Below are 20,222 nucleotides of genomic sequence, written 5' to 3' on the forward strand. Positions count from 1 at the left end.
CCACACCCCGCCCTACGGGCCGCCGCCGTACGGGCCGGTGTCCGAGCCGCGCCGGGACAGCCGTTCCACCGTGCTGCTCGTGGTGATCGCGCTGATCGTCGCGCTCGCCGCCGGCGGCACCGTGTACGCGCTGATGAGCGGCGGCGCCGCCGACAACCGCGCCGGCGGCGACCCCACCGCGCCCCCGTCGCCCGGCGGCACATCGCGGAGTTCCGCCCCCACCACCCCCGACGACACCCGGCAGCCCAGCACCTCCGCCCCCGCGGACGGCACCGTTCCCGCGGACTACCTGGGCAGTTGGTCCACCACCATCGACAACGCGAGCGGCGAGCACACCCGTCGGCTGACCATCCGACAGGGCGAGGTCGGCGACACGGTCATGTCCCTCGTCGCCGACGGGCCCACCGGCAACGGCACCTACCACTGCGTCTTCGAGGCCCGGCTCACCGCCGGCTCCGGCGACCGGCTGGAGCTCGGCCCGTCCTCCGTGACGGTCGGGCAGCCGCGCAGCGCCTGCACCCCGGGCTCCGCCAGCGAGGTCACCCTGCTCCCCGACGGCTCCCTCCAGCGCGTGAACACCGGCAACGGCGAGCAGCTCACCTACACGCGGGACTGAACGTTCGGCGAACTCCCGAGAACGCGCACCGCCGGCCGCTTCGCACGGCCGTACGGTGACTGCCCGGTCGGACGTGCGGGCAGTGGCGGGGGCGGCACGATGCAGTGGCTGAGCGCGGAGAACCTGGTGGCCGTGGCGACGGCGATCCTCGGTGTCGTCGCCTCCGCCGTCATGGTCTGGTACGAGCGGCGGGTGCCGCGCAGCAAACGCATCGGCTACCGCGTGCAGTTGGACGTCCCGATCGGTGACGGCCAGCGGTCGAGCCGTACCAGCCGGCGGGAGGGCTGGTTCGACACGGCGGCGGGGATGACGCACGCCAGCATGGTGCTGCTGCGCATCGAGAACGACGGCTCGCAGACCATCGGCCGCGACGACTACCAGGGCCCGGGAAGCCACGGCCTGACCGTGGAGTTCACGGAGCGCACCATCCTCGGCGTCTCGGTCACCCAGCCCTCGGAGACCAGCCACCTCCTGGAGCACTTCACCCAGGAGCGCGGCTTCGGCTACCAGGACGGCACCCTGCGCCTCCCGCGCGTCCCGCTGAACCGGGGCGCCTACTACAAGCTGCTGGTGCTGCTCTCCGGCGGGCGCGTGGGCGACGGGATCCAGTTGAGCGGCGACCTCAGCGATGGCGACGTGCACCGCAACCGCAGCGCCACCCCGGACGACAAGGCCCCGCTGTTCAGCCGGGCGGCACGGCTGATCACCATCACGCTCACGCTGTGCGTGGTGGCCCTGGCGGTGATCGTCGTCGCCCAGGACGACAGCCCGCCCCCGATCGGCTGCAGGAGCGGCACCCTGACCCTCACCGGATCGACGGCGTTCGCGCCGGTGCTGCGGGAGGTCGCGGAGAAGTACGAGCGGGACTGCGCGGACGAGGATCCGCGCATCGAGGTGGACACGCACGGGTCGACGGCCGGGATACGGGACCTGGTGGCGGCCGGGGCGGAGGCGGAGGACGGCTCTCCGCCGTTGGTGGTCCTGTCGGACGGGCCCAAGCCGGGCGGTCTGCCCGAGCTGCGCGGGAACCAGGTGGCGGTGTCGGTGTTCGCGCTGGTGGTGAACGACGCCGTGGGGCTGCGGAACCTGCCGGCGGAGGACGTACGACGCCTTTACCGGGGCGAGGTCGCGAACTGGAGCGAGCTCGGCGGCCCGGACCTGGCGGTCCACCTCGTCAGCCGGGACGCCGGCTCCGGCACGAGACAGGTCTTCCAGCGCCGCGTGCTGGGCCGGGGCGAGATCGCCCACTCCTCCGTCGACTGCGTGCACAAGGACGACCCGGCCGCCCCCGTCATCCGCTGCGAACTCGACTCCACCGAACAGGTACTGGAAACCGTCGCCGGCATCCCCGGCGCGATCGGCTACAGCGAACAGGCCCGCGCCTCCCGGGCGAAGGGACTGCACCGGCTGGACCTCGACGGAGAGGCCCCGTCCGTCGACGCCATCGAGCACGGGACGAGCTCCTACCCGTACCGGGAGATCGAGTACGCCTACACCTACGGGCAGCCGCCGGCGAACTCGCTGGTGTCGGGTTTCCTGGCGTACCTCACGCGCGGCGTCGGCCAGGACGTGATCCGCACCCACGGCCACCTGCCGTGCTGGACCCCGGAGGGGATGGAGCTGTGCGCGCGGGACGTGCCGTGACGAGCGGGCTCAGCGCGGCTCGGGCGGACGCTGCCGCGGCATGTTGGGGCGGGCCGGCCCCTGCGGGGACGGGAGGCGGCCGTGCGGGAGGGAACCCTCCGGGCGTCCCGCGCCCGCCACCGCCGTCTGGATGCCCAGCGGCGCGCCGCCCGTGCGGAACTCCACCATCCAGTCGGCCGTCTCGACCCGCACCAGCTCGGTGACGTCCTCCGAGAACCGCCGCAGCACCGACAGGCACCGCTCGGCCGCCTCGCTCGCCGTGCCGTCCGCCGGACCGAGCACCTCGCGCACGCACTCCGACGCCCAGTCGAACTGGAACGCCTGCAACCGCCGCTGCACGGCCTGCGCGGTCGCCACGTCCCGCATCCAGCCGGACGTCATCCCGAAGAACCGGTCCCCGGCCACACAGGCCACCCCGAGCAGCAGCGCGAGATAACCCCAGGGCGCGGACCCGTCGGCCACCCCGGTCAGGTCGAGCAGCGGCAGCGCGGCCCCGGTCAGCGCGCCCACGGCCGTCCCGGCCCGCAGCGCCCACGCGCACCGCCGCTTCCACACCCGGTCCGCGAGGTACCAGGCGGCCGTGTCCAGCGCGCCGCGCTCCACCCACCGGTACAGCTCGTCCAGCCGGGCCGCCGGCTCCCCCCAGTCCCCGAGCGGGAACTCCCGCCCCTCCAGGTCGTCCGGCCAGGGCCCGGACGCCCCTTCGCCCCACCCGTCCTGAGGCCGACCCTCGGGCTGCATCTCCGGCTGACCCACCCGGTATCTCCCTACTGACCCCTGCTGATTCCGCGTACTGTCCGTCCACGAAGTGTGACGCCAGGTGCTCGAGCGCCTGACCCTTCCTACCGCCCAATGGGTGGCGGCGCCGGGGGTTCGGGCTCTTTTTCGTCCGGAAGACGGCCGTGATCAGGTATAGGGCCCCACCGGGACTCACTCGAAAGAGTGTCGGGGCAGCTGCCCCCGCGACCACGTAGGCTCGTGCCGAACGGTAAAACCCTTACCGACGGACCGACCAAGGAGCCCAATCGTGATCCCCGGTGGTGGCCAGCCGAACATGCAGCAGTTGCTCCAGCAGGCCCAGAAGATGCAGCAGGACCTGGCCCGGGCCCAGGAGGAGCTGGCGAGGACCGAGGTCGACGGGCAGTCGGGAGGCGGCCTGGTGAAGGCCACCGTCACCGGCTCCGGCGAGCTGCGCGGCCTCGTGATCGACCCGAAGGCGGTGGACCCGGAGGACACCGAGACCCTCGCCGACCTGATCGTCGCGGCGGTCCAGGCGGCCAACGAGAACGCCCAGGCCCTCCAGCAGCAGAAGCTCGGCCCGCTGGCCCAGGGGCTGGGCGGCGGCGGCCTCCCCGGTCTCCCCTTCTGACCTCTCGAACCCTTCGAACCTTTCGAAGACGGCCCGCGGGCCTTTACCGTACGTACTGAAGGAACACCAGGAAGGGACGGCAGTCCGTTGTACGAAGGCGTGGTCCAGGACCTCATCGACGAACTGGGGCGGCTGCCCGGCGTCGGTCCCAAGAGCGCGCAGCGGATCGCCTTCCACATCCTCCAGGCGGAACCGACGGACGTACGGCGTCTGGCGCACGCGCTGATGGAGGTCAAGGCGAAGGTCCGCTTCTGCGCGACCTGCGGGAACGTCGCGCAGGAGGAGCAGTGCAACATCTGCCGCGACACCCGCCGCGACCCGTCCGTCATCTGCGTCGTGGAGGAGCCGAAGGACGTCGTGGCGATCGAGCGCACCCGTGAGTTCCGGGGCCGCTACCACGTCCTCGGCGGTGCGATCAGCCCCATCGACGGGGTGGGCCCGGACGACCTGCGTATACGGGAACTTCTCGCGCGGTTGGCCGACGGTACGGTCACGGAGCTGATCCTGGCGACGGACCCGAATCTGGAAGGCGAGGCCACGGCGACGTACCTCGCCCGCATGATCAAGCCCATGGGCCTGAAGGTCACCCGCCTGGCCAGCGGCCTCCCGGTGGGTGGCGACCTGGAATACGCGGACGAGGTGACCCTCGGCCGCGCCTTCGAGGGGAGACGACTCCTAGATGTCTGACGCCACGCTGCACGCGACGCACCAGAACCCGGACGACTTCGCCGTCCAGATCGCCGACCAGATCGAGAGCTTCCTGGTCGCCGTCACGGAGGTCGCGAAGGGCGACGAGCCGGACTCGGCGGTCCCCTTCCTCCTCCTGGAGGTCTCCCAGCTCCTCCTGGCCGGCGGCCGCCTGGGCGCGCACGAGGACATCGTCCCCGACGAGCGCTACGAGCCCGACATGGGCCCGGAGGCCGACGTGGACGAACTCCGCGAGAACCTCGCCCGCATGCTGGAGCCGGTCGACGTCTACTCGGAGGTCTTCGACCCCTACGAGCCCCGCAAGGCCCCGGTCCCGGCCCGCATCTCCGACGACCTCACCGACGTCATCACCGACCTCCGCCACGGCATGGCCCACTACAAGGCCGGCCGCACCACGGAGGCCCTGTGGTGGTGGCAGTTCTCCTACTTCTCCAACTGGGGCACCACGGCGTCCGCGACGCTGCGCGCCCTCCAGTCGGTCGTCGCCCACGTCCGCCTGAACCAGCCCCTCGCGGAACTCGACGGCCTCGACACCGACCAGGGCATGGGCGACGACACCCTGGAGTTCGAGGCGGGCCAGGTCATGGCGGAGGAGCTGGGGGATTCGCTGGGCGTGCGCCCGGTCACATGACCGACGGCGTGTACACGGGCAACGCGGGCAGGGACGCGGCGCTGGACCGGGGCTGGCTCCTCGGGCATTTCAAGGACGCCGGGGATCCCCGCCACAGCGAGGCGGTGGAGATCAAGTGGGGTGTCCACCCGCGTGGCGACGAGCGGGCGCGGTGGGTGAGGGGTGAGGAGCGCACAGCCCTCCTGGTCCTCGTCAGCGGCCGTTTCCGGGTCGAACTCCCCGGCCGCAGCGTCCTTCTGAAGGAGCAGGGCGACTACGTCGTGTGGGGACGCGGAACCGACCACTCCTGGTTCGCGGAGGAGGAGTCGGTGGTGCTGACCGTCCGATGGCCGTCCGTACCCGGATACGCGGTGGCGGAGTGACGGGACCGGCGGCACGCGGGGCTTCGAGGACGTGTGCGCGGTCCTCGGCCCACTCCGGACACCACCCCACGCTCCCGCGCGCCGGCCGGCGCCCTCGCCGTGGGCTCGGCACCGCGGTCGAGCGGCAGCCGGGACACCGGCGTCGTGCCGCCGTCCTTCACCGCCCGACGGGTCAATTCGTCCCGCACGCCTGACGCGTGGTGCGCAGACGGCCATCATGTGATCCATGAGCGCTCCGTTCGACAACCGGCCGGGCACCCGGGCCCCCGTCACGGCCTCCGGCAGTTCCGCCATCGCCGCGGGCGGGAACGTCACGCAGGCCCTGTCAGGGGCCGGCTCGTTCGCGTTGAACATCGAGAAGGCGGACCTGGTCTTTCCCGAAGCGTGTCCGTCGGCCGAGTCCGTCGACTGCCCGCCGGTACTGACCGGTCTCCCCACCCGCGCCGCGCTCTTCGTGGGGCGCGACGACGAACTCGACGTGCTGAACGGAGCCCCGGTCACCCCGGGGCAGGCGTCGGCGCACGTACTGCACGGGCTCGGCGGCATCGGTAAGTCCACTCTGGCGGCCCGCTGGGCGGCCGAATACAGCAGGTCCCACGCACCGGTGTGGTGGATCACCGCCAGCAGCCGCGCCGCGATCGAGGACGGCCTGGCCGACCTGGCGACCGCCCTGCAGCCGTCCCTGAAGAAGCTGCTGCTTCCGGAGCAGCTGGGCGAGTGGGGCCGGCAGTGGCTCGCCACCCACACCGGCTGGCTCCTGGTCCTCGACAACGTCATGAGCCCCGCCGATGTGGAACCACTGCTGTCCCGGGCGAACACCGGCCGGTTCCTGATCACCAGCCGACTGTCCACGGGGTGGCGGGGCATCGCCGAACCGGTGCCCCTGGGCGTGCTGTCGCGTGAGGAGGCGGTGGACCTCTTCACCAGGATCCGGGGCGAGGACCCGGACGCCGGCGAACTCTGTGAGGAGCTCGGCCACCTCCCACTGGCCGTGGCCCAGGCGGCCGCGTACTGCCACGAGGCGGACTGCCCCGCACGCGAGTACCTGAGGGATCTCGCCGCCCACCCGGCCCCCATGTACGCGGAGACGGAGGAGGGCGGCGACCACGAACGCACCATCGCCCGTATCTGGCACGTCACCTTGGACCGCCTCGCACAGGAACCGCTGACCGTGCGGGTCCTGCTGATACTGGCCTGGTACGCGTCCGAAGGGATCCCGCGCACCCTGCTCGCCCCCCTCGGCGATCCGCCGACCGTGCGCCGGGCACTGCGCCGGCTCGCCGCGCACAGCATGATCACGCTGTCCGGTGACACCGTGACCGTGCACCGGCTCGTGCAGGCCGTCTCCCGCGTGGAGGACGACAGCGACCGGCACCGCCTGCCGGAGATGATCGCCGATGCGCGCACGACGGCGATGAGCACACTGGCCCGAGCGCTGCCGGCCGACGACATCGAGGACCCGTCCACGTGGCCCGTCATGCGGGCCCTCCTGCCGCACGTCGAGGCTCTCGCCGGATACGCCCCGCCGGAGACGGACACCCCCGAGATGGCGCGGCTGCTCACCCGCACCGGGGGGTACATGCTCGGCGCCAACCCCGGGTTCGCCTCCCGTGCGCTGGCCCTGTTGCAGCGTGCGGAGGCCGACTGCGTACGCATGTACGGGCACGAGTCGCCGGAAACCGTCCGCGTGCGCGTGAAACTGGCTTCCGCCACGAGGATGCTGTTCGACGTCGGAAGGGCCCGCCCGGTCGCTGAACAGGTCCTGGCCGACTGTCTGCGCATTCTGGGCACCGACCACGAGGTGACGATCTCGGCGCAGATGAACGCGCTCAAAGCGGCGGGCCTGGCAGGTGACAGGGAAAGGGCCCTGGAGCTGGCCGAGGAAGCCCACGCCTGTTGTGTACGGGTGCTGGGTGACGAAGCCCCCCGGACCTTCGAGGCCCGTGCCTCCGTCGCCATGGTGGTGGCCGAGACGGGGGACCTGGCGAGGGCCAAGAGCATGATCGACGCATTGCTCGCCGACTGTGTGCGGGTGCTGGGCGAGGAGCATCCGGAGACCCTCTCCGTGAGGAGTATCGCCGCCGCCTTCGTCCGCCAGGCCGTCTTCCCGACGGGGCCGATGGACGCCATGGCCAAGGTCGTCGCCGCCGCGGAGAGCGGCGCGGATCTCGTCACCGCGCTGCGCGAGGTGGTCGAGCAGCTCAGAGGCATGGAACCGGTGGAGATGGCCCGCGCCACGGAGGAGGACGTGGCCGCGGCGGAGCGGCACCTCGAGACCTGCCTGCGCGTCCTGGACGACGGCCACGCCGACACCCTGGCCGCGCGGATGGTGCTCTTCCAGACGTACGCGGCCACAGGGGACGAGCGCTACACCGAGCGGGCGGTCCGTCTCTTCACCGAAACCTTCATGGCGCTGGGGGAGGACCATCCGATGACCGGCATGGTGCTCGGTCTCTTCCAAGCGCTGTACACGCTCGCCGAAGAGATGTCCGAGGGCAGCGGTCCCGTACGGACCGAGGACACCGACTGAGTCCGCCGGAGTCCCGCGCCACGGTTCCGGCGGACTTCGCCCCGGCGTCCCGGCTTGCCGTCACAATGACCGCATGACACTGAGGCCATGGGCTTGGGCCGGACTCGCCATCTGCGGATCGGGCGTCGTCGCCTTGACCGGGTTCGCCTTCGTCGATCTGGGGAAGGCCGACCAGATCGCCAGCGTGGCCGGAGGGTGCGTGGGCCTCGTCGGCCTGGTACTCGCCGCCATCGCGCAGTTCGGTCCCTCGGCCACGCCCACCGCTCCTCCGCCGCCCCCTCCTGCTCCCGCTCCCGCCGCCGGGAACCGGGACGTCGAGGCGTCCGGCGAGGGGGCGATCGCGGCGGGCGGCAACATCGGCACGGCGTCGACAGGCGGTCACACGCCCCCGTCGGCACCGTCGCCCCTTCCCTCTCCATCGCCCGCCCCGCCGAGCGGCGGGGTGACCGCCTCGGGCAAGGGCTCCATCGCGGCGGGCGGCGACATCGGCTCGGCGTCCACGGGCACCTGAGCCGCACGGAGCCACCGGTGCGGCCGGGCCACGACCATGTGCAGCGCCATCGCGTCGACGCGGGGGGCGGTGGGCGTCGGTTCGCTGTACCAGCGCAGCGGCCAGGTGTTGCCGTCCAGTGCGGGGATGCCGATGTAGGTGACCGTGCGGTCGCCCCGGCCGGCGAGCTGCTGCATCCTGGGCGGCCAGTCGTACCGCCGTACGGTTCCGGGCGGGAGCAGGAAGTAGACCCAGCGGTCCCGTGCCGCCTCGCACACGATCGGGCCCGCGTCCTCGGCCGCGGTCTTGGTCGGACGGTCGGCGACCGGCTTGCCGCGCAGGCCCTCGGTCCGTACGGCGTCGAAGCGGACGCCGACGACGTGCGGCCGGTGACGGAGGCGGTCGTTCATACGGGACGGTGAATCGCGCTCGTCGCGGTCACACGGTGATGCCGTACGGTCTACGCTCGGTGGCCGCCGTGGAGATTCACACCGTGGTGTACCAGTCGGAGGTGGGTGTCGTGCCGGTCCCGAACAACAGCTCCCAGCCACCCGCGGCCTGGTGCTACAGCGGGAACCAGCTGAAGCGCTGGCGCACCATGGCCAACGTCAGCCGTGAGGCGCTGGCCGCCGCGGCCAACTACGCCCCGGAGACCATCGCGTCCATGGAGCGCGGCGTGCGGATGCCGTCGCCCAGGGTGCTCGACGTGGCGGACGAACTGTGCGGTGCGCAGGGGATGCTGAGTGCGGCGAAGGAGTACGTGCGCAGGGAGCGGTACTCCACGCGGGCGGTGGACTTCATCGAGCGGGAGCGGGAGGCTACGAGCCTCTGGTGGTACGAAGTCGCGCTGATCCCCGGCCTGTTGCAGACCCAGGAGTACGCACGGGCGCTCATCGACAACCGCATTCCGCCGCTGGACGAGGAGACGGTGGAGGAGCGGGTGGCGGCCCGGATGGAACGGCAGGCCATCCTCACGGAGCGCAAGCCGCCGGTCGGGCTGAGCTTCGTCCTCTACGAGGCCGTCCTGCGCGGCTCGTTGGTGGACGCGGAGCAGCTCGAGCGGTTGCTGGAGGTTTCCCGGCTGCGCAATGTCGTGGTGCAGGTGCTGCCCTTCGAGCGGGCGTTCGCGAATGCGCTGGAGGGTTCCATGGTGCTGGTGGAGGGGCACGACCATGAGCGATTCGCCTTCACGGAGGGTGCGTTCGTCAGCGAGCTTTCGGCCGAACCAGGGGTTGTCAGCCGTGTGACCGAGCGGCTTAGCATGATCCGCACGCGGGCCCTCGCCCCCGATGAGTCGGTCCGCCTCATCGAGCGGATGGTGAATCAGCCGTGAGCGACCAGTTGAAGTGGTTCAGGTCGAGTTACAGCGACAGCGAGGGCGGCGCCTGCGTTGAGGTCGCTTACTGCGGTGCCGTCCACGTCCGCGACTCCAAGAACCCCTCGGGCCCCGAACTCCACGTCACCGCGCCTGCCTGGTCGGCGTTCGTTTCCGCAGTTCAGCCCGGAGCTTGAGCCTCGGGCTCCGAGCTCTTCCCCTGGGTTTTCTGGTTGGTTGAAATACCCAACCAACCAAGCTTGAACGTGAGTTGGGTCGGCGTACCTCATAAGAGTGACGTTCCGTGATCGGCTTGCTTCGATGAGTGAGACGGCTCTAGGTTCGCGGCAAACGACCAGCAAATGAGTCGGCTCCGGCGGTGCGCCAACACCAATCCGGAGCCTGACCTACGTATCGAGGGACCTCGATACCACTAGAAATCGAGGAGCCCCAACCGTGGCTTGCGCCAACCTTAGTCCCGCCCTCCCCTCCCCGTCCCACCCCATGGCCAATACGGGGTACGGAAAACGCCCCGCAGGTGACGAGGACCCGTACGCGGACCCGGACTTCGCACATCTGCTCCCGCGGGACGCCGAGATCGCCGTCTTCGTCGACCACCTCGACACCGGTCACGCGATGGGCTACAAGGCCATCGCCGCCGCGCACCCCCGCTACGGCCAGCAGGCCGTCCGTGCCTCGCTGGGCCGCATCACGGCCGCCGGGCATCTGCGCTGGATCAGGGAGCACATCACCGTCGAGGACAACTCGATGCGGTGGGTGACCCGCACCTACTGGTCGCGTACCCGCAGGTCGGCCGAGTGGTGGGAGAACTTCGCACGGGAGCGCCACGGCAAGGACGTGACCGAGCACTACTTCCCCGGGCTGACGCGGGTCGAGGAAGAGGCCGACGCGGAAGTCGTGGCGGAAGCCGAGCAGGTGGCGGCGGAAGCGGCCGCGGACGACGAGTGGGAAGAGCCCGTCGCCGAGCAGCCCAGCGCCGCGTACCAGGCCCTCGCCGAGGCCGGTGCGGTCGATGGCCGTATGCCCTTGTCCGACGGCGACTGCCGTTCCCTCGAACCCCTCGCCGCCCAGTGGCTGGCCCATGGCGCGAGCCCGCAGGACATCACGAAGGCGCTGACCGACGGGCTGCCGCCCGCCGTCGACAACCCGGGCGGACTCGCCCGCAACCGATTGGAGAGGAAAATGCCCCCGAAGAAGGCGAAGATCCGGCAGAAGGCCGGCCGTCGGGCGCAGGTGACCCGCGTGCTCATGGTCTGCGGGCTGTGCGACGCGGACGAGCGGACGACGGAGATCGCGCACGGTCTGTGCCGGGAATGCATGGCCGAGATCGAGGCGGAAGGGCCGGTGGTCTTCTACGGGGCTGTCCCGGACACGTTCCTCCCCGGCCCCCGGGAGAGCGGCGGGCTCGAGGGCGCCGACGAGGTCGTCGATGTCACCGAACGCGTCGACGCCCTCCGCCGCGCGGCGGGACTGACCTCGCCGAAGGGGCGGAACAGGTGACACTCCCCGGCGGCGGTGGCCTGTCCCTGTCCCTCGGCGGGGACCTGACCGAGCGCCTGAAGGCGTACGCCGAGTCCTGTCGGCGGCCGGTCGAAGCCGTGGTCGCGGACGCGGTGGAGGAATACCCCGACGCGCGTCCGGATCACCGGCAGCCGCGTGCCGCCGGGCTCACGGCCATGCGGGAGTACGAGGCGGAGCACGGGCCCTTCACCGAAGAGGAGACCGCGGAGGCCGACGCGCGGACCGACCGGCTCTTCCGTCCCGCGGACGACGAGCACGAAGGTCCTCGCACGGCCGGCCGGCCGGAGAGGAGGGACGAATGAGCTTGCAGGAGGTACCGGTCGGGGCACCATGGTGTCGAGGAGGCGACGCCATGACCCCCACGACCGAACACCGGCCGCAGATGTCCGTCGAGGAGTTCGAGGAGCTGGAACGCCATTCCCCGGAGACCGTGCGGCTGGAGTTCATCAACGGGAAGGTCCGGGTCAAGGCGGTGACGGATGGCAACCACGACCAGATCGTGGCCTGGTTGCAGAGGCTGTGCATGCAGCACCGCCCGGAGCTGTGGCTTTACGGGGACCGTGGCATGAAGATCGAGACCTACCGCAAGGGCAGGGCTCGCCCCGACGGGGTTCTGGCTCCCTTCGGGTTCGCGAAGGGGCACGGGGACTGGTCGGAGACGGAGGGCGTGCTCATGGCCGTGGAGGTCACGTCGCACGATTCCGACACCCACCGGCGCGACCGGGTCGAGAAGCCCGACGGCTACGCCGCCGCCGGTATCCCCGTCTACCTCCTCATCGACCGGGACGACCGCTCGGTCGTCGTGTTCAACCAGCCGGAGGACGGCCGCTACCGTCACCAGGAGAAACTCCCCTTCGGTGCCGCCGTGAAGCTCCCCGACCCCGTGAACATCGCCCTCGACACCGAACCCCTCAAGGACCTCGTCGACTGAGCCCGCGTGTGACGCGGGGCACTTTTCCGAGTGGTCCGCGTCGGGATGGGCATGAGCCCCCCTGCACGGGCGCCGGGGAGTCTCACCATGCGATATCGCGGAGGGGTTTTTCGGGCGCTCGATAGACTGAGCCGACCGCAGCGCACACATATGTGGGCGGACTGTGGAAAACGACGGACTGAGCGAGGAGCGCACGTGGGCCTTGTCGTGCAGAAGTACGGAGGCTCCTCCGTAGCCGATGCCGAAGGCATCAAGCGCGTCGCCAAGAGGATCGTGGAAGCCAAGAAGAACGGCCACCAGGTGGTCGCCGTGGTTTCCGCGATGGGCGACACGACGGACGAGCTGATCGATCTCGCCGAGCAGGTTTCCCCGATCCCTGCCGGGCGCGAGCTCGACATGCTGCTGACCGCCGGAGAGCGGATCTCCATGGCCCTGCTGGCCATGGCGATCAAAAACCTGGGCCACAACGCCCAGAGCTTCACCGGCAGCCAGGCAGGTGTCATCACCGACTCGGTCCACAACAAAGCCCGCATCATCGATGTCACGCCGGGCCGGATCAAGGCCTCGGTGGACGAGGGCAACATCGCCATCGTCGCCGGTTTCCAGGGCGTCAGCCAGGACACCAAGGACATCACCACGCTCGGCCGCGGCGGCTCCGACACCACCGCCGTCGCCCTCGCCGCCGCGCTCGAGGCCGAGGTGTGCGAGATCTACACGGACGTCGACGGCGTGTTCACCGCCGACCCGCGCGTGGTGAAGAAGGCCCGGAAGATCGACTGGATCGCGTTCGAGGACATGCTCGAACTCGCGGCCTCCGGGTCCAAGGTGCTGCTCCACCGCTGTGTGGAGTACGCCCGCCGGTACAACATCCCGATCCACGTCCGTTCGTCCTTCAGCGGGCTGCAGGGCACGTGGGTCAGCAGTGAGCCGATGAAGCAAGGGGACAAGCAGGTGGAGCAGGCTCTCATCTCCGGTGTCGCGCACGACACCTCCGAGGCCAAGGTCACGGTCGTCGGCGTGCCGGACAAGCCCGGCGAGGCCGCCTCGATCTTCCGCACGATCGCCGATGCCGAGATCAACATCGACATGGTCGTGCAGAACGTGTCCGCCGCCTCCACGGGCCTGACGGACATCTCCTTCACGCTGCCGAAGACCGAGGGCCGCAAGGCCATCGACGCGCTGGAGAAGAACAAGGGCGCCATCGGCTTCGACTCCCTGCGCTACGACGACCAGATCGGCAAGATCTCCCTGGTCGGCGCCGGTATGAAGACCAACCCCGGGGTCACGGCCGACTTCTTCACGGCGCTCAGCGACGCCGGCGTGAACATCGAGCTGATCTCGACCTCCGAGATCCGCATCTCGGTCGTCACCCGCAAGGACGACGTGCCGGAGGCCGTCCGCGCCGTGCACTCGGCGTTCGGTCTCGACTCCGACAGCGACGAGGCCGTGGTCTACGGAGGCACCGGCCGCTGATGTCCGGGACCGAGGGACCCGGACGTTCCGGGCGGCCGACGCTCGCGGTCGTGGGAGCGACCGGGGCCGTCGGCACGGTCATGCTCCAGATCCTGTCCCAGCGGGCGGACGTCTGGGGCGAGATCAGGCTCGTCGCCTCCCCGCGCTCGGCCGGCCGCAAGCTGGCCGTGCGCGGTGAGGAGGTCGAGGTCGTGGCACTCACCGAGGAGGCCTTCGACGGGGTCGACGTCGCGATGTTCGACGTACCCGACGAGGTCGCCGAGCGGTGGGCGCCCGTCGCCGCCGCGCGGGGCGCGGTGGTGGTCGACAACTCGGGCGCGTTCCGGATGGACCCGGACGTGCCGCTCGTCGTCCCCGAGGTAAACCCGCACGCCGTGCGGAGGCGTCCGCGCGGGATCGTCGCCAACCCGAGCTGCACCACCCTGTCGATGATCGTCGCACTGGGCGCGCTGCACGCCGAGTTCGGACTGCGTGAACTGGTGGTCTCCTCGTACCAGGCGGTCAGCGGCGCCGGGCACGCGGGCGTGCGCACCCTGCGCGAACAGCTCTCCCTGGTGGCCGGTACGGAGCTGGGGACCCACCCCGGTGACGTACGGCGGGCCGTGGGGGACAACACCGGGCCGTTCCCGGAGCCGGTCGCGCTGAACGTCGTACCGTGGGCCGGGTCCCTGCGCGAGGACGGCTGGTCCTCGGAGGAGATGAAGGTCCGGGACGAGTCCCGCAAGATCCTCGACCTTCCCTCCCTGCCCGTGGCGGTCACCTGCGTACGCGTCCCGGTGGTCACCACGCACTCCCTCACCGTGCACGCCCGCTTCGAGGGCGAGGTCACCGTCGACAAGGCGCGCGAGATCCTCGCCACGGCGCCCGGCGTGGTCCTGTTCGACAACCCGGCCGCGGGGGAGTTCCCCACCCCCGCCGACGTCGTCGGCACCGACCCGACCTGGGTCGGGCGGGTACGGCGGGCCCTGGACGACCCCACCGCGCTGGAGCTCTTCGTGTGCGGGGACAACCTGCGCAAGGGGGCGGCGCTGAACACCGCTCAGATCGCCGAACTCGTGGCGGTTGAACGGTAAAAAGTTCTGGATCGCACAGGATTCGTTTGTAGGATCTGTGTAAGTCTTGTGAGCCGGTTTCCCGGTCGGACCCCCCTCTTGATCAGGCCGTTCCGGCGGCAGAGGATTGAACGAGGTCCGTACGAGTCTTGTACGAGGATTCACCTCCCCGTTCTCCGCAACCGCGCGGAGGGCGGGGAGCGTCTTTGCGGTCGCCCTTACCGGGGGGCGTGGGGGCGATGCTCTCCGGACGTGGGGACGTCCGGAACCGGACGTGGGGACGTCCGTTCACATGGGATACAGGGGAAGAGCGGGACGCATGAGGGCATTTGACGCGCTGTCGGTGGTGCTGCCTGACGCGGGCGGGCGGTCGGCCGCACCGGCCGCCGCAAAAGTGACGCCCGGCACGTACAACCCTTACGAGGGGAAGCGTGTCCAACTGGCGTGGCTGAGGTACTCGACTTCACAGCGCCGCGCGGCACGGCCCTACGGCCGCCCCGCCAGGCTCGCCGACCCCGCATGCCCGGCGCGTCCGGCGGCGGCATGCCGGTGATCGCGCCCATGCCCGCAGCGCGCCCCGCCCGCATACCAGGTCAGCGTGACGGCACCGACGACGTCGTGGCGGCCGGCACCACCGTCGACCATCTCACCGAGACCTACCGCGCGCACTACCGCTCGCTGCTGGGTCTCGCGGCACTCCTCCTGGACGACACCGCCTCCTGCGAGGACGTCGTGCAGGAGGCGTTCATCCGCGTCCACTCGGCCCGCAAACGCGTCCGGGACCCGGAGAAGACCCTGGCCTACCTGCGCCAGACGGTCGTCAACCTGTCCCGTTCCGCGCTGCGCCGCCGCATCCTCGGCCTCAAGCTGCTCTCCAAGCCCATGCCCGACATGGCGAGCGCGGAGGAGGGCGCCTACGACCAGCTGGAGCGCGACTCGCTGATCAAGGCGATGAAGGGCCTCCAGCGCCGTCAGCGCGAGGTGCTGGTGCTGCGCTACTTCGCGGACATGACGGAGGCGCAGGTCGCCGAGACCCTGGGCATCTCGCTGGGCTCGGTGAAGGCGTACGGCTCACGCGGTATCGCGGCGCTGCGGCTGGCCATGGAGGCGCCGGCATGAGCGAGGGCAAGGACGCGCGGGGCGAGGAGCGCGGGCCGGAGGGCTCGCGTCCGTCCGAGGCCGCGCGGGAGTCCGAGGGCGTGCCCGCGCCCGAGGACGTACGGGAGACCGGCGACGGGAACGAGCCGGAGCACACGCACGCTGGGAACGGAACTGTGAACGACGGCCTGGACGAACAGGGCTCCGAGGGGCTCGACGCGGACGAGCTGGCACTGCGCACCCTGCTGCACCGGGCGGTGCGGGAGGTGGAGCCGGGCGACGGCACCCTGGACTATCTGCGCCGGGCCGTCCCCGCCCGCCGGGCCCGCAAGCGCCAGGCCCTCGTCGGCGTGGCCGCCGCCGCCCTCTTCCTCGGCACCGCCGTCCCCGCCCTCGTCCACGTCTCCGGTGTCACCGGCTCCGACGCCGACCCCTCCGCCGTCGGCCACGCCGCGCAGGCGCAGGGCGGCACCGGCCAGGGCAAGGACCCGGAGGGCGGGGAGAGCACCGCGGGCGGCGCCTCGGACCAGGTCGAGGGGACCGACAAGGGCCACGAGAAGGAACGGGACGAGGGCGGCGCGAGCACCGGCTCCGGTACGGGTGCGACGGAGGGGGCCGACCCCTCGGCCAGCCTCGCCGCCGGGGTGCCCGCCTGCACCGCCGCCCAGCTCGGCCCGGCGACCGCGTCCAGCGCCGCCCCCGAGTCCACGGGCGCGGTCTACGGATCCTTCCGGGTCGTCAACGTCTCCACCGCGAGCTGTACCGTCGAGGGCGCCGGGAGCGTGACCCCGATCCCGCAGGGCGCGGCCGACGCCACCAAGGTGAGCTCGGCGCGGCACGTGGCGGGGGACGCGGCGGCCGGACTGCCCGACCCCTCCCTGGAGGTCGCGGAGCTGGTGCTCAAGCCGGGCGCGGCGTACGAGGTGAAGTTCGCCTGGGTGCCCTCCGAGACCTGCGCGGCTCCGGGCGACAGCACGGGCGGCGGTACCGGCGGCCCCTCGCCCGACCCGACGCCGACCGGGGACCCGACCACGACGACCGGCGCGTCCACGGGCACCGACGGCGGCGCGGTCACCCAGCTGGTCAGGGAGGACGGCACGGGGGACGGCAGCGTGGCGGTGACGTACACGTCGCCCACGGGCTCGGGCTCGGCCACCACGACGGTGAGCAACGCGTGCGCGGGCACGGTGTACTTCACGGGGCTGCTGTCGGCGGTGTGACGGGGACTGCTTCCGGCCCCCTGGTCCCTCACGGGGGCGGCTTCCGGCCCCTTGGCCTCCCGGTCCGCCGTCGGACTCAGACCGCTGACGGACTCGGCCGCCCCGGTTCCCGCTCCCCGTCCCCCTCGTTCTCGTCGTCCCCGTCCGGCACCAGGCCCAGTTCCGCGTCGCGGACGAACTCCAGCTCGCGGCGGAACAGACGGAACCACATGAAGATCACGAAGCCCACGAAGGCGAACCACTCGGCGGTGTAGCCGAGGTTCTGGAACGCCTTCAGGTCCAGCCCGGTGCCGTTCGGCGCGGTCGCCGGCACCGCCTTCATGCCGGAGTCGCCGCGGTTGAGCGTGAGCCAGGCGTCGTACACGTCGTACTCCACGAGGTTCACCAGCGACGCCGAGCTGATCGCCGCCGTCTGCCCCTCGGGCAGGCCGCCGCGGGCGCTGACGCCGTTGCTGCCCGGTGTCTCGGACGCCTGGAGCGCGCCGGTGACGGTGACCTCACCGGTGGGCGCCGCGGGTGCCTTCGCCGGGTCGGGGGTGCCGGGCAGCCAGCCCCGGACGACGGGCAGCGCCCGGCCGGTACCGGTGCGCAGCAGGGTCAGGACGTAGTAGCCGTCCCTGTCGTCCAGCTTGCGGTCGGGCACGAGCATCTGGGTGTCGTACCGGCCGCTCACCGTGGCCTGCTTGCCGGAGGTGGCCTTGGTCACGGGCAGCAGGTCGTCCAGCGGCCTGGCCGCCTCCCGCTTGTCCGTGGCGATGCGCGCCTCGGCTTCGCGGTGGTTGTCCACCCTGTCCTCGAACCGGCCCAGCTGCCAGGACCCCATGAAGACGCAGAAGGGGATGGAGAGCAGCAGGAAGACGTTGATCCCCCACCAGCGGGGCGTCAGCAGAAACCGGTACACGCCTTCAACGGTACGGGTCCGCGGGTGGTTCCCGGCCCGCGGGGTCGCCGTGTGACGGGCGGTCTCCACGCGGGGCCGGTGAAGGATCGGGAAGAAGTCGTCCACAGGCTGGGGACCTCGGCGGCGCGATGTCCTCCCGGACGGGCAGTATGGGGTCATGACTGAGAGCAACGGGTCCGACGCGCCGGGCCGGGCGGATCACCAGACCGAGCGAGTGGAACAGGGCGCGGGCATGCCCGACTGGGAGAAGCGCTTCCGGGCGCCCCGGGTGTCCCTGCCCGACTGGGCGGAGGAAGCCCCCGACCGCTCCCTGTTCGTGTCGAACGCGACGGGGACGTACGAGCTGTACGCCTGGGACCGGGCGACGGGCGAGCAGCGGCAGGTGACGGACCGGCCCAACGGCACGACGGACGGCGTGCTCTCGCCGGACGGCGAGTGGATCTGGTGGTTCGACGACAAGGACGGCGACGAGTTCGGCGTGTGGCGCCGGCAGCGGTTCTCGGGCGGCGAGGACGAGCTCGCGGTGCCGGGCCTCGACCCTTCGTACCCCGCCGGTCTCGCGCTGGGCCGGGACGGCCGTACGGCGGTCGTGGGCCGTTCCACGGACGAGGACGGTACGACGATCCACCTGGCCCGTACGGGAGAGGGGGCCGTGGAGATCTACCGGCACCGTGAGTCGGCGGGCGTCGGGGACCTCTCCCACGACGGTTCGCTGATCGCGGTGGAGCACACCGAGCACGGTGACGCGATGCACTCCGCGCTGCGGGTGCTGCGGCCCGACGGCACGACGGTCGCCGAGCTCGACGACACCGAGGGCGGCACGCGGGAACTGGGCCTGGAGGTGCTGGGCTTCGCGCCGGTGGCGGGCGACACCCGGCTGCTCATCGGTCACCAGCGGCGCGGACGCTGGGAGCCGCTGGTGTGGGACGTGGCGACGGGGGAGGAGACCGACCTCGCGCTGGAGCTGCCCGGTGACGTGAGCGCCGAGTGGTGTCCGGACGGCACGGGGCTGCTCATCGTGCACGGCTTCGAGGCCCGTGGCGAGCTGTTCCGCTACGACCTTGCCGGGCGCCGGCTGGTGGAGATCCCCACCCCGCGCGGCGCGGTCTCGGGTGCGACGGCCCGGCCCGACGGCAGCGTGGAGTACCTGTGGTCGTCGGCGGCCCGGCCGCCGGAGGTGCGGTCCACGGCGGGCGGAGTGGTCCTCGACCCGCCCGGGATGAAGTCGCCCGGGTCGGTCCCGGTGGAGGACGTGTGGGTGGAGGGGCCCGGCGGCCGTATCCACGCCCTCGTCCAGAAGCCGGCCGGCGCGAGCGGTCCGCTCCCCACGGTCTTCGACATCCACGGCGGCCCCACCTGGCACGACAGCGACTCCTTCGCGGCCGGCCCGGCCGCCTGGGTCGACCACGGCTACGCGGTGGTCCGCGTCAACTACCGGGGCTCCACGGGCTACGGCCGCGCCTGGACCGACGCACTGAAGCACCGGGTGGGACTGATCGAGCTGGAGGACATCGCGGCGGTACGGGAGTGGGCGGTCACCTCCGGTCTCGCCGACCCGGCCCGGCTGATCCTCACCGGCGGCTCCTGGGGCGGCTACCTCACCCTGCTCGGCCTCGGTACGCAGCCCGAGGCGTGGGCGCTGGGCATCGCGGCGGTACCGGTCGCCGACTACGTCACGGCGTACCACGACGAGATGGAGGCGCTGAAGGCGATGGACCGCACGCTGCTCGGCGGCACCCCGGAGGAGGTCCCCGACCGCTTCGAGGCGTCGTCGCCCCTCACCTACGTCGACCGGGTCAAGGCCCCGGTCTACATCTCGGCGGGCGTCAACGACCCCCGCTGCCCCATCCAGCAGATCGAGAACTACGTCAAACGCCTGGAGTCCCGCGACGCCGTCCACGAGGTCTACCGCTACGACGCGGGCCACGGCTCCCTGGTGGTGGACGAACGCATCAAACAGATCCGCCTGGAACTCGACTTCGCGTCAAAGCACCTCCCCACCTGACCCCACCACGACCAGCCGAGCCGCCGGGGCCGCCCCAACTGCGGGCGGACGTGCCGCTGGGGCGGCGCCCACCCTCCAGCGACTGCAGGGCATGCCTGTGCCTCATGGCTGCGGGCAGTCGTGCCTCCCCCAGTGCCTGAGGGCCTGGGGGGTGCCCCCCAGGGGCGGCACGGGTGGGCGCCGGGGGTGCCCCCTCTGGGGAGGCACCCCCGCAGGCGCGGGCAAGCGAAGCCCACCCGGCCCGGCGGCAGCGCAACGGCACCCCCGCAGGCGCGGGCAAGCGAAGCCCACCCGGCCCGGCGGCAGCGCAACGGCACCCCCGCAGGCGCGGGCAA

General features: G+C 71.6%; 19 protein-coding genes and 1 pseudogene. 17 read left to right on the forward strand and 3 right to left on the reverse strand.

All coding sequences use genetic code 11. The features are described from left to right. Both B7767_RS00310 and B7767_RS00315 read left to right on the forward strand, forming a co-directional pair. A pseudogene (locus tag B7767_RS00310) lies at positions 1-616 on the forward strand (serine/threonine protein kinase); the annotation flags it as partial. A gap of 99 nt (positions 617-715) precedes the next feature. Further along, positions 716-2,260, forward strand: a complete 1,545-nt coding sequence (locus tag B7767_RS00315; protein ID WP_085570290.1) for a substrate-binding domain-containing protein — start codon at positions 716-718, stop codon at positions 2,258-2,260. A 9-nt stretch (positions 2,261-2,269) separates the two neighbouring features. Here the strand turns inward: B7767_RS00315 and B7767_RS00320 are convergent, their stop codons facing one another. Further along, entirely contained in the window at positions 2,270-3,016 is a 747-nt protein-coding gene (locus B7767_RS00320) for an SLATT domain-containing protein (protein WP_085570291.1), read from the reverse strand. Between the two features lie 271 nt (positions 3,017-3,287). Between B7767_RS00320 and B7767_RS00325 the strand changes: the two genes are divergently transcribed. From B7767_RS00325 to fxsT, 5 genes are all read left to right on the forward strand, one after another. Then, complete coding sequence (locus B7767_RS00325; protein ID WP_030863093.1) at positions 3,288-3,629, forward strand: YbaB/EbfC family nucleoid-associated protein; 342 nt, start codon at positions 3,288-3,290, stop codon at positions 3,627-3,629. Positions 3,630-3,716: 87 nt separating this feature from the next. Next, positions 3,717-4,316 carry a recombination mediator RecR gene (gene recR, locus B7767_RS00330; RefSeq protein ID WP_030827811.1) on the forward strand — a complete coding sequence of 200 codons (600 nt, stop codon included), beginning with the start codon at positions 3,717-3,719 and terminating at the stop codon, positions 4,314-4,316. Beyond that, a complete protein-coding gene (locus B7767_RS00335) occupies positions 4,309-4,968 on the forward strand; it encodes a DUF5063 domain-containing protein (protein ID WP_085570292.1) in 660 nt (219 codons plus the stop codon). Before recR ends, B7767_RS00335 begins: the two co-directional genes overlap by 8 nt. Continuing rightward, complete coding sequence (locus tag B7767_RS00340) at positions 4,965-5,330, forward strand: signal peptidase I (protein ID WP_085570293.1); 366 nt, start codon at positions 4,965-4,967, stop codon at positions 5,328-5,330. The genes B7767_RS00335 and B7767_RS00340 overlap by 4 nt, the downstream gene beginning before the upstream one ends. Positions 5,331-5,556: 226 nt before the next feature. Beyond that, the gene (gene fxsT / locus B7767_RS00345) at positions 5,557-7,860 is read left to right on the forward strand and encodes an FxSxx-COOH system tetratricopeptide repeat protein (protein WP_085570294.1); all 2,304 of its coding nucleotides are present in this window, start codon (positions 5,557-5,559) and stop codon (positions 7,858-7,860) included. A 378-nt stretch (positions 7,861-8,238) separates the two neighbouring features. Here fxsT and B7767_RS00355 read toward each other — a convergent pair whose 3' ends face one another. Then, positions 8,239-8,760, reverse strand: coding sequence for a hypothetical protein (locus B7767_RS00355; RefSeq protein ID WP_256923267.1), 522 nt, complete (start codon positions 8,758-8,760; stop codon positions 8,239-8,241). Between the two features lie 68 nt (positions 8,761-8,828). On the opposite strand from B7767_RS00355, the gene B7767_RS00360 reads away from it, so the two are divergent. From B7767_RS00360 to B7767_RS00400, 9 genes are all read left to right on the forward strand, one after another. After that, the gene (locus B7767_RS00360) at positions 8,829-9,683 is read left to right on the forward strand and encodes a DUF5753 domain-containing protein (RefSeq protein WP_256923268.1); all 855 of its coding nucleotides are present in this window, start codon (positions 8,829-8,831) and stop codon (positions 9,681-9,683) included. Further along, complete coding sequence (locus tag B7767_RS00365; protein WP_085570297.1) at positions 9,680-9,862, forward strand: DUF397 domain-containing protein; 183 nt, start codon at positions 9,680-9,682, stop codon at positions 9,860-9,862. The genes B7767_RS00360 and B7767_RS00365 overlap by 4 nt, the downstream gene beginning before the upstream one ends. A 307-nt stretch (positions 9,863-10,169) precedes the next feature. Next, positions 10,170-11,186: a hypothetical protein gene (locus tag B7767_RS00370; protein WP_085570298.1), complete on the forward strand. Its 1,017-nt coding sequence runs from the start codon at positions 10,170-10,172 to the stop codon at positions 11,184-11,186. Next, positions 11,183-11,509 (forward strand): hypothetical protein, encoded by a 327-nt coding sequence (locus B7767_RS00375; protein ID WP_085570299.1) that lies wholly within the window; start codon positions 11,183-11,185, stop codon positions 11,507-11,509. The genes B7767_RS00370 and B7767_RS00375 overlap by 4 nt, the downstream gene beginning before the upstream one ends. 50 nt (positions 11,510-11,559) lie before the next feature. Continuing rightward, positions 11,560-12,138 (forward strand): Uma2 family endonuclease, encoded by a 579-nt coding sequence (locus B7767_RS00380; protein WP_085570300.1) that lies wholly within the window; start codon positions 11,560-11,562, stop codon positions 12,136-12,138. A gap of 195 nt (positions 12,139-12,333) precedes the next feature. After that, the gene (locus B7767_RS00385; RefSeq protein WP_085570301.1) at positions 12,334-13,611 is read left to right on the forward strand and encodes an aspartate kinase; all 1,278 of its coding nucleotides are present in this window, start codon (positions 12,334-12,336) and stop codon (positions 13,609-13,611) included. Continuing rightward, complete coding sequence (locus B7767_RS00390) at positions 13,611-14,684, forward strand: aspartate-semialdehyde dehydrogenase (RefSeq protein WP_085570302.1); 1,074 nt, start codon at positions 13,611-13,613, stop codon at positions 14,682-14,684. Before B7767_RS00385 ends, B7767_RS00390 begins: the two co-directional genes overlap by 1 nt. A 522-nt stretch (positions 14,685-15,206) precedes the next feature. Then, positions 15,207-15,782 (forward strand): SigE family RNA polymerase sigma factor, encoded by a 576-nt coding sequence (locus B7767_RS00395; protein WP_030863114.1) that lies wholly within the window; start codon positions 15,207-15,209, stop codon positions 15,780-15,782. Beyond that, positions 15,779-16,981: a hypothetical protein gene (locus B7767_RS00400; RefSeq protein ID WP_085570303.1), complete on the forward strand. Its 1,203-nt coding sequence runs from the start codon at positions 15,779-15,781 to the stop codon at positions 16,979-16,981. The genes B7767_RS00395 and B7767_RS00400 overlap by 4 nt, the downstream gene beginning before the upstream one ends. Positions 16,982-17,057: 76 nt before the next feature. Here the strand turns inward: B7767_RS00400 and B7767_RS00405 are convergent, their stop codons facing one another. After that, positions 17,058-17,882, reverse strand: coding sequence for an SURF1 family protein (locus tag B7767_RS00405; protein ID WP_179166984.1), 825 nt, complete (start codon positions 17,880-17,882; stop codon positions 17,058-17,060). 157 nt (positions 17,883-18,039) lie between these two features. On the opposite strand from B7767_RS00405, the gene B7767_RS00410 reads away from it, so the two are divergent. Next, positions 18,040-19,887 (forward strand): prolyl oligopeptidase family serine peptidase, encoded by a 1,848-nt coding sequence (locus B7767_RS00410; RefSeq protein WP_085570305.1) that lies wholly within the window; start codon positions 18,040-18,042, stop codon positions 19,885-19,887. Positions 19,888-20,222 lie beyond the last annotated feature (335 nt).

The sequence above is a fragment of the Streptomyces sp. 13-12-16 genome, from assembly GCF_002114215.1.
Classification (GTDB): Bacteria; Actinomycetota; Actinomycetes; order Streptomycetales; family Streptomycetaceae; genus Streptomyces.